This is a genomic window from Natronotalea proteinilytica (genome assembly GCF_055379935.1).
Genome location: NZ_AP043947.1, coordinates 3317659 through 3333308, shown reverse-complemented (window position 1 = coordinate 3333308; position 15650 = coordinate 3317659). Strand labels below are relative to the sequence as shown.

13 protein-coding genes are annotated in these 15650 nt (G+C 57.3%); 9 read left to right on the top strand and 4 right to left on the bottom strand.

The genetic code is table 11. The features are described from left to right. Positions 1-7: 7 nt before the first annotated feature. From pheT to uvrA, 4 genes are all read left to right on the top strand, one after another. Positions 8-2467, top strand: coding sequence for a phenylalanine--tRNA ligase subunit beta (gene pheT, locus ACZ5AL_RS13260; RefSeq protein WP_464510981.1), 2460 nt, complete (start codon positions 8-10; stop codon positions 2465-2467). Positions 2468-2667: 200 nt separating this feature from the next. Continuing rightward, positions 2668-3036, top strand: coding sequence for a hypothetical protein (locus tag ACZ5AL_RS13255; RefSeq protein ID WP_464510980.1), 369 nt, complete (start codon positions 2668-2670; stop codon positions 3034-3036). 12 nt (positions 3037-3048) lie between these two features. Then, positions 3049-3600 carry a cell division protein ZapA gene (locus ACZ5AL_RS13250; RefSeq protein ID WP_464510978.1) on the top strand — a complete coding sequence of 184 codons (552 nt, stop codon included), beginning with the start codon at positions 3049-3051 and terminating at the stop codon, positions 3598-3600. A gap of 121 nt (positions 3601-3721) precedes the next feature. After that, a complete protein-coding gene (uvrA, locus tag ACZ5AL_RS13245) occupies positions 3722-6625 on the top strand; it encodes an excinuclease ABC subunit UvrA (protein ID WP_464510977.1) in 2904 nt (967 codons plus the stop codon). A 17-nt stretch (positions 6626-6642) separates the two neighbouring features. On the opposite strand, the gene porX is transcribed toward uvrA, so the two are convergent. Next, a complete protein-coding gene (porX, locus tag ACZ5AL_RS13240) occupies positions 6643-8214 on the bottom strand; it encodes a T9SS response regulator signal transducer PorX (protein ID WP_464510976.1) in 1572 nt (523 codons plus the stop codon). Positions 8215-8372: 158 nt separating this feature from the next. Here porX and ACZ5AL_RS13235 point away from each other — a divergent pair, with 158 nt between their 5' ends. Then, the gene (locus ACZ5AL_RS13235; RefSeq protein WP_464510974.1) at positions 8373-9035 is read left to right on the top strand and encodes a class I SAM-dependent methyltransferase; all 663 of its coding nucleotides are present in this window, start codon (positions 8373-8375) and stop codon (positions 9033-9035) included. 12 nt (positions 9036-9047) lie between these two features. Here ACZ5AL_RS13235 and ACZ5AL_RS13230 read toward each other — a convergent pair whose 3' ends face one another. From ACZ5AL_RS13230 to ACZ5AL_RS13220, 3 genes are all read right to left on the bottom strand, one after another. After that, the gene (locus ACZ5AL_RS13230; protein ID WP_464510973.1) at positions 9048-9404 is read right to left on the bottom strand and encodes a hypothetical protein; all 357 of its coding nucleotides are present in this window, start codon (positions 9402-9404) and stop codon (positions 9048-9050) included. A 57-nt stretch (positions 9405-9461) separates the two neighbouring features. Beyond that, positions 9462-10286 (bottom strand): lipoyl(octanoyl) transferase LipB, encoded by an 825-nt coding sequence (gene lipB, locus ACZ5AL_RS13225; RefSeq protein ID WP_464510972.1) that lies wholly within the window; start codon positions 10284-10286, stop codon positions 9462-9464. A 62-nt stretch (positions 10287-10348) separates the two neighbouring features. Beyond that, on the bottom strand, positions 10349-10666 hold the full coding sequence (locus ACZ5AL_RS13220) for a hypothetical protein (RefSeq protein ID WP_464510971.1): 318 nt from the start codon (positions 10664-10666) through the stop codon (positions 10349-10351). Positions 10667-10964: 298 nt separating this feature from the next. Between ACZ5AL_RS13220 and ACZ5AL_RS13215 the strand changes: the two genes are divergently transcribed. The 4 genes from ACZ5AL_RS13215 to ACZ5AL_RS13200 all read left to right on the top strand — a co-directional run bounded on the left by ACZ5AL_RS13215 (position 10965) and on the right by ACZ5AL_RS13200 (position 15650). Further along, positions 10965-11498 carry a hypothetical protein gene (locus ACZ5AL_RS13215; RefSeq protein ID WP_464510969.1) on the top strand — a complete coding sequence of 178 codons (534 nt, stop codon included), beginning with the start codon at positions 10965-10967 and terminating at the stop codon, positions 11496-11498. A gap of 1105 nt (positions 11499-12603) precedes the next feature. After that, positions 12604-13053: a hotdog fold thioesterase gene (locus tag ACZ5AL_RS13210; RefSeq protein WP_464510968.1), complete on the top strand. Its 450-nt coding sequence runs from the start codon at positions 12604-12606 to the stop codon at positions 13051-13053. A gap of 55 nt (positions 13054-13108) precedes the next feature. Further along, positions 13109-14131: a ring-cleaving dioxygenase gene (locus ACZ5AL_RS13205; RefSeq protein ID WP_464510967.1), complete on the top strand. Its 1023-nt coding sequence runs from the start codon at positions 13109-13111 to the stop codon at positions 14129-14131. Between the two features lie 64 nt (positions 14132-14195). After that, entirely contained in the window at positions 14196-15650 is a 1455-nt protein-coding gene (locus ACZ5AL_RS13200) for a glycoside hydrolase family 13 protein (RefSeq protein WP_464510965.1), read from the top strand.

Genomic DNA, 15650 nt, shown 5'->3' with positions numbered 1-15650 from the left:
GTTTGTTATGGATATTTCGCTGCACTGGCTTCGCTCCTACGTGGATCCAGACTGCTCCAATGCTGAGCTGGCCGATACCCTCACCATGGCCGGGCTCGAAGTGGACGGCGTGGCCTCTCACGGACAGCCCCTCGACGACATCGTAATCGGCAAGGTCACCACTGTACGCGACCACCCCAACGCCGATCGCCTTGTGCTTTGCGATGTGGACCTGGGCAATGGCAAGCCGCAGCAAATCGTGTGCGGTGCGCCGAACGTAGCGGCGGGCCAGCACGTGCCGGTGGCTCCGGTGGGCACGACACTTCAACTGCCCGAAGAAAAAGGCGGCGACACACGTGCCCCGTTTACGATAAAATCTGCTACGATTCGGGGCGAAACGTCGCATGGCATGATCTGCTCGGCTCATGAGTTGGGACTGTTTGCTGACGCCAAGGGCATCCTGGTGCTCGAAGAAAAAGCCCCGGTTGGCGCGTCGTTTGCCTCGTACGTGGAGGCGAATGGGCTCACTCCCACCGACACCGTGCTCGACATTGACCTGACGCCCAACCGCTCAGATGCCGCCAGCCACCTTGGCGTAGCCCGAGACGTGGCTGCGTGTACCGGTGCGGAGCTGAATCGTCCGACGGTGTCGCTGCCCGAGCCCGGCGGTCCCTTTGTCGACCAGTTCAACGTAACGCTCGATGCCCCCGAGGCCTGTCCGCGCTACGTGGCGCTGCGTGTGGAAGACGTCACCGTGGGGCCCTCGCCCCGCTGGTTGCAACAGCGCCTGGAGCGTATCGGATTGCGTCCGCGCAACGTGATTGTAGACATCACCAACTTTGTGCTGCACGAGTGTGGCCAGCCGCTGCACGCCTTCGATGCCGATACCCTGCAGGGCAACGAAATCCGCGTGGACACTGCCAGCATCGAGACATCCTTCACGACCCTCGACGACCAGGAACGCACCTGTCCGGCGGGCACGCTCTTCATTCGCGATGCCGAACGCCCCATTGCCATCGCCGGCGTTATGGGGGGAGCCGAGACAGAGGTCACCACAGCGACCACCAGCGTACTGATCGAAAGCGCCTACTTCGATCCGTCGCACATCCGTCGTACCGCCAAAGCGCTGGCGCTGCAGACCGACTCGTCGTATCGCTTCGAGCGCGGGGTAGACCGCGACGGACAGGTGTGGGCCGCTGCCCGTGCTGCTGAACTGATGGTCGAACTCGCGGGCGGCACGCTCGTCGAGGGCATGATCGACGCGCATCCGCACCCGCCCGAGCCTCGCACCGCCACGGTGCGCCCGGACCGCGCCAACGCCCTGCTCGGCACCGATCTATCGTCCGATGCCATGCAAGCACACCTGTCCGCACTGGGCATTCAGGTGGATGTGCAAGATGATGCCCTGCAGTGCACGCTGCCAACATGGCGTCCGGATCTGGCGATTGAAGAGGACCTGATCGAGGAGATTGCGCGGCTCTACGGATACGACGCCCTGCCGCGCCCCTCGCACATCCAGATTCCCGCTCGTGTACAGAGCGAGGCGCCCACCCGCACGCGTCGCAAGGAAGTCCGCAGCCTCCTTCGTGGATACGGCTTCCGCGAGATCTACACCAACAGCATGCTGCCCTTTGAGGCGGCCCAGCAGTTCAATCCGCATCAGACTCCTGTAGTAGAAACGCAGAACCCCATCTCTCGTCAGATGGCCGCACTGCGTCCTCGTTTGTTGCCCGGTGCACTCGATGTCTTGCAGCACAACCACAACCACGGACAAGATGCGCAGCGCATCTTCGAGTTTGGCCGTGTAATGCGCCGTGCCACTGCCGACGAGACGCCCCAGGTTCCGGGCATTGTAGAACACGAGTCGCTGCTGATTGCTGCTACGGGCGCGCATGCCCCCCTTCATTGGGATCGTGCCGCACGCCGCACCGATGTGTACGATCTGAAGGGTACCGTCGCCGATCTGCTCGAAGAAATGGGTACGCCCTCCGTGCAGTTTGATCCGGTGACGAACGACACGCCGTCCTACGTGGCGTATGCGCTGCGCATCCACACGGCAGATACCGATCTGGGCAGGCTCATTTGCTTGCACCCCGATACCGCCGACGCGTACGACCTCACTGATGCCGTGCTGGTGGCTGAACTGGACTGGGAGGCGGTCGTGCATACGCTTGCTGAAACGACAACCTACGAAGCAGTACCGCGTGTGCCGGTTGTAGAGCGCGATCTGGCCGTGTTGGTAGATGCCGATGCATCGGTAGGGCCGCTCTTGGATACGGCCTCGAAGGCCGGACGCCCTCTCGTTCAGCAGGTAGACCTTTTTGACCGGTATGATGGCTCCGGCATCCCCGAAGGGAAACAAAGTATCGCGTTAAGCCTGCGGATGGCTGCAGACCATACGCTGACTGAAAACGAAATCGAAACCTGCCTGAATCGCGTGCTTAATGCGTTGCAAGAGAACCATGGTGCTACCCTGCGCCAAGAGTAATGCCGCGACCTATAAAAAACATCGGCACACACTGCACGATAAAGCGTACACCACTTCACAACAGCGTATAGATTGCACAGTACATCCGCATGTTCGTTTGTGTTTGAGTGCACTGCCTTGTACCCTGAACTATGTTGCGTTTCCATCCGTGCTTTCTGGGCAGCCGGATTCGAACCGGATTCTAAGGTGACTAACACGCTATGAGCCAGTCCGCTTCCAACAACACCTCTGAAACTAATTCCGCAGCCGTGTCTGAAACACGCGCTGCTCTTGAAGAGCTGCCAGACGATATGCGTGGTGTACTCAACCAGTTGGTTGACCAAGTGTATGCTGCCACACAACGGTTGCACGAGCTCGAAGCAGAAAACAATGCGCTGCGTGAGCGCATTCAGACGCTGGAACAGCGCCCGGATGTACCGAAAGACGCGCTCGTTATTACCCTCGAAGAAACGACGGCTGAAGACCTGCGTCCCCAGCTCGATCAATACATCAATGCGCTCGACACCGCACTCGCCGACCTTCCTCCTCCGCTGAAGGAGCGCTCAGCGACCGATGCCTCCTCTTCTTAGCAAGGTCCGGTTATGGCTACTGATGATATGAAATCCATTCGGGTACACATCCTGGGCCGCGAGTATGCCCTGCGTGTGCGCGAGGGTGAGGAGAAGACGACTCGAAACCTCGCCTCGCAGGTAAACGCGCGCATGGAAGCATTCAAGGATGCTCATCCCGAGCAAGATGAGCTCACAACCGCCGTTATTACGGCGCTCACCATGGCAGAAGAAATTAGCGACTTGAAGGGCGAGTTAGAGACGGAGCGCAACCAAGACCATACGCACCGAGAAACGGTCCACCAAACGTTACGCCTGCTTTCCGACCACCTCACCGACGCCCTTCCCGCAGGCGCTCTTCCACGCAAAGACCTGCTCGATATGGCGCCATCCGACACAGATGCTGCCGATACACCTGACCCCGAGACGGATGAGGAGGCTTCGTCTCTTCAAGACTCGGATGCGGACTCTGATGTATCTGTACCGTCGAGGCTCCCTCCATCGGCCTCCGATGGGCATGCTGACACCGATGCATCTCCGGCGATTGTACCCCGCGAGCACACCGACGCGCCCTCGCCGGATTAACGGGCACGGCTAACCCATCATTACGACATCGTCAAGGCGCACGGATAAGGCGGGGCACCTGTCTCCCGGCGTCGTCGTTTGGAACGGTGTTGTCTCCGTCTGTTCTGTTCAGCCTGCGCTCATGACCAAAACACTCGACACCGCTCCCCCGCAAGATCCTGTCATCGCCAATGCCTCGCCCGAGGCTCGCGAGAAGGCGCGCACTCATATCATTGTGCGCGGTGCACGCCAGCACAACCTGAAAGATATCGATCTGGATGTGCCGCGCGAAACCCTTACGGTGATTACGGGGCCGTCGGGATCCGGAAAGTCGAGCCTGGCTTTTGACACCATCTATGCCGAGGGCCAGCGGCGCTACGTAGAGAGCCTCAGTGCCTACGCCCGGCAGTTCTTAGAACGTATGGACAAGCCAGATGCCGACTTGATCACAGGGCTTGCACCGGCCATTGCCATTGAGCAGAAAACGACTGCGAACAACCCGCGCTCGACCGTAGCCACGCAAACGGAAGTTTACGACCATCTGCGGCTGCTGTACGCGCGCATCGGCACGACCATCTCGCCGGTGAGCGGGCAGCCCGTCACCAAAGACACGCCGCGGAGCGTAGCGCTTTCGATCGAAGAGGAGCTGGACGACGGCGCCCGCTACTACCTGTGCTGCCCGGTGCCCGACCGCAGCCGCGCGCTGCGCGACGAGCTCAAGAGCCTGCGCGAGCGCGGGTTCTTCCGCATTTTATTGATGCCTACCGAAAAACAGGCCGAGCGTGGCGAGCGCCCCGAGATCCTCGACCTGAACGACACCCCGCCGAGCAAAGTCAACAACTACGGGCGCAAGCGACTGCTGGTGCTTATCGACCGGCTCAAGGTGAAGCACGGCGATGCGTCTACTCGCACCCGCGTGGCCGAATCCGTCGAGCAAGCGTTCGATGTGGGGGAAGGCCGATGCGTCGTGCAGGTGGCCCGCCGCCGGAGTGATGACGCCAGCGGTCCGGCTCCGCAACTCCACTTCAGTGCCCGCTTTGAGCGCGACGGAATGGAGTTCGAGGAGCCCACACCGCTCATGTTTAGCTTTAACAGTCCGGTGGGGGCATGCCCCGAGTGCCAGGGCTTCGGGCGCGTACCCGGACTCGACCCGGATCTGATTGTGCCCAACAAAGGGCTCTCGATTCGCGAGGGCGCGCTGGCGCCGTTCCGCACCGATAAGTGGAGCAAGCACTTTCGCAAGCTCATCCGTGTGTCTGCAGAAACGGGACTCGACATCGACTGCCCCTACCGCGACCTCGACGATTGGGAGCTTGACATCGTTTGGGAAGGCAAGGACGATTACATCGGACTAAACGGCTTCTTTGAGTTTCTGGATGAGCGTTCGTACAAGACGCATTACCGCATCTTCCGGGCACGCTTTCGGGGCTACTCTACGTGTCCGGAGTGCGACGGCTACCGCCTGCGCGAGGATGCGTACTACGTCAAGATCAACGACCGGCAGATCGGAGAGGTATGTGCCATGACGACCCGCGAGGCGCTCGACTTCTTTCAGGGTATCGAGCTCTCCGGCTATGAAGAGGAGGTAGCCGGGCGTGTGCTTGAAGAGCTGCGCACCCGCACGGAATACCTGGTCGATGTAGGACTCGACTACCTCACGTTCGACCGGTTGGCCCAGACACTCAGTGGTGGCGAGAGCCAGCGCATCAATCTGTCGACCTCGCTCGGGTCCTCGCTTGTGGGTTCGCTCTACGTGCTAGACGAACCGACCATCGGGCTGCATCCGCGCGACAATGATCGGCTCGTGGGTATTTTGCAGCGCCTGCGCGACCTGGGCAACACCGTGCTGGTGGTTGAGCACGACCCTGTTACGATGGAGGCGGCTGATCATCTTATCGACATGGGCCCGGCCTCCGGACAGTTTGGCGGCGAGGTGGTGTTTCAGGGCACCTATGACGAGGTGCTCGACGATGCAGACTCGCTCACCGGCAAGTACTTAAGCGGTCGCACGGCCATCCCGGTGCCCAAAGCACGGCGCACCCCCGAATCCGACCGAAAACTGGTTGTGACGAACGCACGGCAGCACAATCTAAACCACATCGATGTTGAGATTCCGCTCGATAGCATTGTGTGTGTGACGGGTGTGTCGGGCTCGGGCAAGTCGACGCTTATACAGCAGACGCTCTACGAGGGACTGCACCGCCTCAAAGGAGGCAGCGGCGATGGTACGGTCGGCGCGCACGACGATATTCGCGGCCATGCATTTGTCGATGGTGTTGAGATGGTCGACCAGCAGCCCATCGGGCGCACCCCACGGTCGAATCCGGCCACGTATACGAAAGCGTTCGACGGCATCCGCAAGCTGTTTTCCGAAACGCGGCAGTCGCAGATTCACGGCTACGAGCGGGGCTTCTTTAGTTTTAACGTAGCGGGTGGGCGCTGCGAAGCCTGCAAGGGCGAGGGCGTTGTCAAAGTGGAGATGCAGTTCCTGGCCGATATCTACCTGGAGTGTGAGGCATGTAACGGGCGGCGCTACAAGCAGGAGGTGCTGAACGTGACGTACAACGGCAAGAACATCGCCGAGGTGCTGGAAATGACTGTTGACGAGGCCGCCGACTTCTTTGAAGGCCAGCGCGCAGTGACGAACAAGCTGGAGGTGCTTCAAGACATCGGGCTCGGCTACCTGTCGCTCGGGCAGCCCTCTACCACGCTCTCCGGCGGCGAGGCGCAGCGCATCAAGCTGGCCTCGCACTTGAGCGGGCGCCACACCGATCGTATGCTCTACATCTTCGACGAGCCCACGACGGGACTCCACTTCGACGATATTCGCAAACTCCTAAACGCCTTCGATCAACTGGTGGAGCACGGGCACTCGGTAGTCATCGTAGAGCACAACCTGGACGTGATCAAGTATGCCGATCACATCATCGACCTGGGACCGGATGGGGGCACGGGTGGGGGCGAGGTGGTCGTCACCGGCACGCCCGAAGACATCGCCGCGCATCCAGCCAGCCATACCGGACGGTTTTTGCGCGAGGTGTTGTAAACAGAAATCAGCTAGACTCACGCACTTTTGGGCGTGAGCGTAGCCACCGGAAGAACCATTTCTTCGAGCGAGGCGCCGCCGTGTTGGAAGGTGTCGCGGTAGAGGTTTTCGTAGTGATGAAAGTTCGTGGGGTACACGAAATAGAAATCCTCTTTGGCGATGATGTAATTGGTGTTGAGCGCGTCGGGAGGGAGGCCGTACGTTTCCGGCTCCTCCACATAGATGGCATCCTCTTCGTCGCACTGCAAGTTGCGTCCATGCTTGTAGCGCAGTGCCGTGGACGTTTCGCGATCGCCAATCACCTTAGAGGAGCGCAGGCTGCGGATGGCTCCGTGGTCGCTAGTCAGTACAATGGTGCAGTCGCGTTCCGAAAGCGTTTTGAGGGCGTCAAGCAGCCACGAGTGGGCAAACCAGGTATGGGTGAGTGAACGATAGGCCGCCTCATCGGGAGCTAGCTCCTTCAGCACGTCCGAGTCGGAGCGGCTGTGGGCCAGAATATCGACGAAGTTTACGACTACAGCGCTCAGGTCGTGCTGCGTTAGGTTTTGGGCCTGACTGGCAAACGATTGTCCGTCTTCGGTGGCAATCAGCTTATCGTATCGCATGCTCATGTCGTCGAGGCGACGGCGTTCCATAAAGTCGTGGAGCAGCGCCTCTTCATACTGATTGCGGCTGTGCTCTTCCTCCTCAGCCTTGCGGCGCAGATTCGGAAAGCGGTCATCCAAGTCAATGGGCAGCATCCCACTGAAAATGGCGTTGCGCGAGTAGGGGGTTGCGGTGGGTAGAATGCTGCAGTGGAAGGCGGTTTCGATGTGAAAGTGCGGACGCAGGATTGTCTCAAAGGAAAGCCATTGATCGTACCGCATGCAGTCAATGACGAAGAAGATGACCGGCTTCTCGCCCAGCTGCGGAAACACAAACTCGGGTAACACCTCGTGTGAGAGCACGGGGCGCTCCGCCGTGTGCGGAGACCGATCAGCTGCCGCAATCCATTCCGGATAGATATCTTCTACAAACTCGCCAAACAAGCGATTGGCTGTTTGGAACTGATCCGTAAAGATTTGACGGGCGCCCTCGTCGTCGGTGAGCGACAAATCGTAATTGACGAGCTTCCGGTAGAGGTCAACCCAGTCGTCGTACGAACGGGCGTCGTTGAGCCGTCGGTCAATCTGCCCAAATGATTGCAAGTACTGCTGCGATTGCGACTCACGTTCGATTTCGGTGCGCTCCAACACGCGCTTGCACGTAAGCAAGATTTGACTTGGGTTTACTGGCTTGGTTAGGTAGTCTGTGATTTGTCGCCCCAGTGCTTTTTCCATGAGCTGCTCTTCTTCGCTCTTGGTGACCATGACTACCGGCATTTCGGGGCGGGCGTCTTTGAGCTGCACCAGCGTGTCAAGCCCGTCCATGCCGGGCATCTGCTCATCCAGAAAGACGAGGTCAAAAGGCGCGTCTTCGACAAGGCTTACCGCGTCGGCCCCGTTCGAGACCGTCTCCACTTCGTAGCCTTTGTCCTCCAAAAAGAGCACGTGAGGACGCAAAAAATCGACCTCATCGTCAATCCAGAGCAACCGCTGTGCAGCAGCCATACGCACTTCGTCGTTAAGCAAGGGGAAAAGGGATACGCAGGCTCCTACCCCACGCTACATGGTTTTGATTCGCTTCCGGTGGGGCCTGGATACGTACGCCTGGTTCCGCGTAATGAATGGTCCATTCGTTTGTCCTGCTCACTTGTCACCAACGTTCCATGTCAAACCAATCTATTGGGCTCTCAGATGCGCTTCATCGTTATTTGTTGGATGTGTCGGTAGACGAGACGGAGGTGCAGGAGCGGCTGCGTCATGAAACGATGCAACACCCGCACCATGACATGCAAATTGCTCCAGAGCAGGGCCAGTTTATGGAGGTGCTGGTTCGTCTGATGGGGGCAGAACGGGCGATTGAAATTGGAGTGTTCACCGGATACAGCGCGCTTGCTATTGCCTATGCGCTGCCTGAGACCGGCACACTTGTAGCATGTGATATAAACACCGACTATACCGGTATTGCCGAACGTTACTGGGCAGCAGCCGGTGTGACCGATCGGATCGACCTGCGGATAGCTCCAGCGATAGAAACGCTCAAGTCCCTTCGAGCCGACGAAGCAGAAGGTACCTTCGATTTTGCGTTTATCGATGCCGACAAGACGTCCTATGCCGCCTACTACGAGCACAGCCTGGCGCTGCTGCGATCGGGTGGGCTCATTCTATTCGACAATATGCTGCAAGAGGGACGCGTGATTGATGACAATGCCTCAGATGATAACACACAGGCGATTCAAGCCCTCAACCGGAAGTTATCCAACGACGACCGGGTGTACGTAAGTCTCATCCCTGTCGCGGATGGCATCACGCTGGCGCTCAAAAAATAACGCTACAGATGATCATTCGGCATCCTCGTAATACGGTGTGAAGCTAGGAAGTAGCCCATGCTCAGCTGCGAGTTTGAAGAGTTCAATAGCCGCCTCTTCGGGTAGATCGTACGTGCCGTGGACATCCCCTTCGGTGGCCAAAGCATACGCAACATCCTCTTCGTCCTCATCCTCTACGTCGGATTCCCAGGCGGTAGCTTCTTCGATAAGAAAAGCATCGTCTTCTGGAGAATAAGACGCCAAGTACTGTTCGCGCCGTTTGCGCGGGTTGACCAAACTAACAATGCCTGTCAGTCCATATTCGGTGTCGTAGAAAAGCGTTTCGGTGAGGAGGCGAAGCGTAAAGTTTTCGGCGTCGAAATCGGCCATGTGGATACAGAGGTTGGTTCGCAAGCGGGAAACAGGCTGTAAGATACGCAGCCCAGTCTACGATTCCAAACGGCTCGCTGTTTGAGTTGATGGTGCAGGAAAACGAGCGGTCTCTGCAAGGACATCAATGTCGTCTTGGGCTGGTTCGGGTAACCACGACCGAAGATAATCCCAGGCATCGGGTCCATACAGGGTTGTAGGTACGGCTTTGAACAGATTCGTTAGATGGTCGGTCAACACCGGTGCGACTTCGGAGACAGAGACCGGGTCTTCTTGCTCCCGGGCTAACGACGTAACGCCTCGATCTTGAATGCCACACGGCACGATATGTCCGAAGTAGTCTAGATTTGTGCTTACATTCAGCGCAAAGCCATGCATCGTCACCCATCGACTACAGCGCACCCCCATGGCACAGATTTTCCGTTCGTGCCCCTTCGCATCGGGGCCTACCCACGCGCCGGTGCGTCCCTCCACGCGTGAGGCTGTTACATCGTATGTTGCACACGTCCGGATCATCACTGCTTCGAGTGTACGCAGATACCAGCCCAGATCGGTAGAGAAGCGGTCAAGATCCAGCAGAGGATATCCCACAAGCTGCCCGGGTCCGTGGTATGTGATGTCGCCCCCTCGATCGATGCGGTGAAACGTGGCTTCCACGTTAGCCAGGTGTTCATCTGAAAGGAGCAAATGATCGGCATTGCCGCTTTTTCCGAGCGTGTACACATGGGGATGCTCCAGTAGCAGCAGCACATGCGGAGGAGTGCGTTGTGGCGTGGCGCGCTTTGCGGCAATGAGAGCGGCCTGAATATGTTGCTGGAGCGACCATGTGCGAGTATATGGCACGCGCCCCAGATGGCACACAACGATGGATTCGGAAGACACAACAGCACGTGGTTTAATAAAAGCCAATGGACGGCTCTGAACAAAAACCGGTCGTTTAGGATTCAGGCCCGCGGCTTACACAGTTCTTTGAACCGGTCAAGTGCAATCGACGACCGCTCAATTTTGTGAATATCGTCATTGGCCGCACGAAACTCCCCGGTAAAGGAGAAGGTCTCGCTATCGGGGGAATCGAACGTACAACGCGGTTCTCCTTCATTGTATAGACCCGATACGTCATACACCAAGCCTTGCAAAGGTGCATCGGATGCCTGGCTCTCATCAATGATTTCCTGTGCAATGGCTTTCGCGCCAACCAGCAGCTGAGCCCGGTCAAGATTGTGCTGTTGGGCAAGCGTTTGGGCAGGTTGATTAAGCGTCATAACGAAGACAGAGGGAGTGAGACGGAAACACGAATCGCGTTCTCGCACATTTGCCTCTCTTTCTGGTTCACAATATCCACATTTTGTGTCAGGGTGGTAACGGTTGAAAAAGTACGTATCCGATGGCCTATGCTTGATTCGTTGCACCATTGGATGATTAGCTTGTCTACTTTCGGATCATTTACGCGTCCTAACATTAACATAAAACGCATGGCACAGAAGCGCTTCCGAAAGGGTATTGTGCTTTTGCATCCTGCAGGTTTTCATTCCATGCCTACATCCATGCCTATATCATACTATGAAACGTTTACTTATACTATTTTTCGCGGCGTTATTGTGGGCCCCCGTCAGCATGGCTCAAATCACCGAGGATATTAGTGATGTGACAGGAGAGTACCGCATCTCCAGTGACAACATGAACGACCTCTGGATCGACTCTTATGCTGGCGACTACGGGGCGTACATCGCTCGTTACGTGTCGAACCCGGTGACGGGGAGCGACCAGTGGATGCTTATTCTGTATGGGTTTACCGATGAGGAAACCACTCTCTCTACCTCAAACGACGTGACGGTTGAGATCAATGGTAGCACATTGCGTCCGTTAGAAGTGAATACGCGCACACGAGCCCTCGATGACAATGAAATCATGGAGGTCAAGGAGACACACTTCTCACAGTCGGTCTTTCAGCGCATTGCCAATGCGGATGAGGTGCGTATCACGGTTGGAAATGAGTCCTTTCAACTTCCCGAACGTCCCGACATGCAGTTAGTGGCCCAAACGGCTTTACTTGAAGACAATGGGGAGCATACGGCCAGTAGTGAGGACCAATAGGATACACCAGGGCGCACGAACTGCCTCTCTACGTACGTCTGCAATCCACTGATCATCGCTACGCTCTCCACTGATTGGGTGCTATGCGACGATACCATGCAGCGTCACCGGAGCTATGTGCATGGACATAGCTTCGGTGACGCCGCACCTTTGCCTTTTCTGATGTTTTCGTGTCGTTGACTCAGCGGTTGCATTCTGGCGGTTGCATTCTGATTGTCACGTGCGCAACATCAATCGGAGCCCGCTTAACCCCCTCTCCCTTATTCCGCTTCGCTCCATCAGTCGCCCTCCGGGCTCGTGTTGGGTTTCTCTCACTTGGCCAAGGCTAGTCTATGCACACAACCTGAGATGGTGATAATCGTTGATGATCGCTTGCCTGTCCTGAACTCGATTTAGGATCTGGATGACATTCGAGGGGGTGGCATTTGGGTTGAAAGGGGCCTTCGTCTCCAGCACCGTCCCCCCGACACGTCATCCTGAACTTGTACGTGTTTAGCGACGTGCTCCAGATCGCCGGGGACGCAAGCGGTCCCCGGCTATGGATTTTGCTCACACCGAGCCGCTCTGTAGCCCGGGATCAGGAGCGGAGCGCTGGGAGCACCGCGACCGAGTACTCCTGGGGTGCGGATATCCCGGGCGGCCGTTGAAACACGCTAAACATGTACCTGAACTTGATTCAGGATCCACTCGCCCGAGCAGACGCTCAGGTGGGCTCTTCAGGTGGGTTCTTTTTGTGGGGGCCACCAGTCTCTCATTGAACAGACGGTGGGGAAGTCAAATTTCCCATCAACGAAATATCAGAGAGAAAGTTATGTGTAAGGACTAGTTGGCCAAGTGGGAGGTGCCCACAGGATCACGCCTGCGGCGAAGCTCGAAGACAGAGGGGATTTGAACTGGTTGCGATGATGTAAACCACATGTCAATCACTTAATACCTTACCGCTACCGTCATTTAATGCTTTGCCATCACCAATCGTACCACCTCAACCCACCTCATCAATGAGGGCCCATGGGTAGATATAGCCCTGGGGTCGCATTTCTCTGTAGAATCATGTAGGTTATGTGGGCTGTCTTTCACAATGCTTCTACTTGCATCTGTTGCATCTATGCCCGAAAAGCCGCTTCCGTCTTCTATGGGCGGTGCCGCCGAACTTCTTGACATTACATTTGAGGTGATTACTTCCAGTCAAGTTACCGCCTCAATGCCGGTTACGCCACGCCACCATCAGCCATTTGGACAATTGCACGGAGGCGTAAGCGTTGTTCTTGCCGAAAGCGTAGCGAGTGTGGGCGGCTATTTGGCGGCTCCCTCCGGCCATACTGCCGTGGGCGTTGAGATCAATGCAAACCATGTACGGGCGGTCTCCGATGGAACTGTACATGCACAGGCCACTCCGCTTCATGTGGGCCAAAGCACACAGGTCTGGGACGTAAAGATCTATGACGACGCGGACCGTCTCGTTTGTGTGAGCCGTTGTACGCTTGCTGTTATAGCTCAAAATGCGTCACCGGCCTCTGAAGACGCGGCCGCCTCCGATCAAGAGACAGGTTCTTAGCAGCATTGTGGAACGCTCCCTTTTCACCTATTGCCCTCCATGCGTTTGCCCCACCATGCCTGCTCCTATTGCTGGCCTCCACCACATTACTGCGATTACGGGCGCTGCGCAAACCGCAATCGACTTTTACGCCGGAATCCTTGGGATGCGCCTTGTCAAAACCACCGTCAACTTTGACGATCCCTCCACACACCATCTGTACTTTGGGGATATGCAGGGCTCCCCAGGTACGTTGCTCACGCTCTTTCCATGGCCGCGCTCTATGCCTGGTCAAATCGGGTTAGGAACCCCCGCTCCTGTTGCTTTTGTCATTCATCCAGACGCGCTTATGTTTTGGCGTACCCGGCTGAGTGAACTTGGGTACACCCCCGTGTCTACGCATCGATTTGGCACCTCGGTGATTCGCTTTCAGGCCCACGACATGCTCTCTCTGGCATTGGTACCGGCTGCGGAAGGTACCTCCACACCGTGGAGCCCAGGCTCCATATTTAATGACGCCGTTGCCTTGCAGGGCCTACACAGCATTACGTTGCCAACTCCTGATCTGGATGCCACGACCTCCTTTTTCACCGACACCTTTGGGTGGAAAGTTACAGATGAACAAGGCACACTGCGTCGTCTGAAGGCGCCTGCGAACCGGAGTTTGCAATCCCCACGCAACGAACCCGGACGATACATAGACCTGTCGGCGCGTACTCCGCCCGGTGATGGACGCAATGGATACGGCACGGTGCATCATGTTGCGTTTCGTGTTGCTACCTCGGCGATGCAGCGCACGTGGCAAGATCATCTGCGCAGCATGGGGCTGGACGTCAGCGATGTGCGCGACCGCACCTACTTTAAGTCGATATACTTTCGCGATCGAACACGCACAGGAGGCGTCTTATTCGAGATTGCTACCGATGAGCCCGGGTTCACCGTCGATGAACCGCTCCAGCAACTAGGAAGCACTCTTCAACTGCCGCCCGATTTAGAAGAACGGCGGCCCGAACTCGAATCCGTTCTCCCTGGTCTTGATCGCACCGTGGTTGATCATCCCCCTCTTGCCGATCCTGATGTAAACCCCCATACCGCCTGATCATCTCGCAGGCTCGTTTCGGCCATACTCACCCTCCATTCCTTCCCTCCATTCCTTTGTCTCTATGACACCCTCCACCCCCGACTGGGTCAAGCATGCCGTGTTCTACCAGATCTTTCCCGACCGCTTTGCTCGAAGCGGAACGGTCGATGCGCATCGCACGGTAACACTCAAACCATGGGGGCATCCTCCGGAAGAGCAAGGGTTTCAAGGGGGCGACTTGTGGGGCATCATTGAGAGGATAGACTACTTGCAAGAGCTGGGCGTCACCGCGCTATACCTGAATCCAATCTTCGCCTCGGCTGCCAACCACCGCTACCACACGTTTGACTACTACACCGTAGATCCGCTGCTGGGTGGAAACGAAGCGCTCGATGCCTTGCTTGATGCTGCTCACCACCGCGACATGCGGGTCGTTCTCGATGGTGTATTCAACCATGCCAGTCGCGGGTTCTGGCCGTTTCATCATGTCCTGGAAAACGGTACTGATTCACCCTATACCGACTGGTTTTATCTGACTGGCGATCCGCTCCGCCCGTATTCTGCCGATGGCGATTCGTGTGGATACAAGTCGTGGGCCAATCTTCCCGCACTGCCTAAGCTAAACACCAACCACCCCGCCGTGTGCTCGTTTATATTCGACGTAGCCACGCACTGGGTCGAACAGGGCATAGACGGATGGCGCCTGGACGTGCCCAACGAAATCGACGATGATGATTTCTGGCGCACGTTTCGCACACGTGTAAAGTCCGTCAACCCAGAGGCATACATCTGCGGCGAGATCTGGACACCCGCCGACCGGTGGCTGCAGGGCGATCAATTCGATGCGGTGATGAACTACCCGCTTGTAGACTCACTCGTTGGGTTCGTGGCCCCTAACACGCTACGCGGCTTTGACCACATCCACTTCGACTTTGAACCGCGCAATGGCCACCAGTTTACGCGCGAGGTTATGACAACACTCACGCGCTACCCACGCGCCATCCAGCAAGCCCAGTTTAACCTGCTCGACAGCCACGATACGCCTCGCGCCTTGTGGACCCTTGGCGAGAACCGAGAAGCGCTGCGTTTGGCGGTACTCTTTCTCATGACCATGCCCGGTGCTCCCTGTATCTACTACGGCGACGAAATTGGCATGAGCAGTGCGGGCGACCCGCATTGCCGCGAGGCATTCCCCTGGGATCGCCCTTCAGCGTGGGATGAGGAGTTGCTATCATTCTTTCAGAAAGCCATTGCCCTACGACACGCGCACCCAGTGTTACGTGTAGGAGATATTCGTGTGCTCCATACCACGGACCGTCAAGCCATCTTTCTGCGTCATACCGACACCCATGAAGCGGTGGTCGCCTTTAACACGGCCCCTGAGCTTGCCCACCTTACGCTCCCCGCTCCGGCTCTTGAGGGGGTCTCATATCGCGCTGTGTGGCCCCCTGAACGATCTGCTTCCCTCGACCCTTCCGATCCTACCGTCTCGCTCCCTGCTCGCAGCGCTGCAGTTTGGATCCGATCAATCGCATAA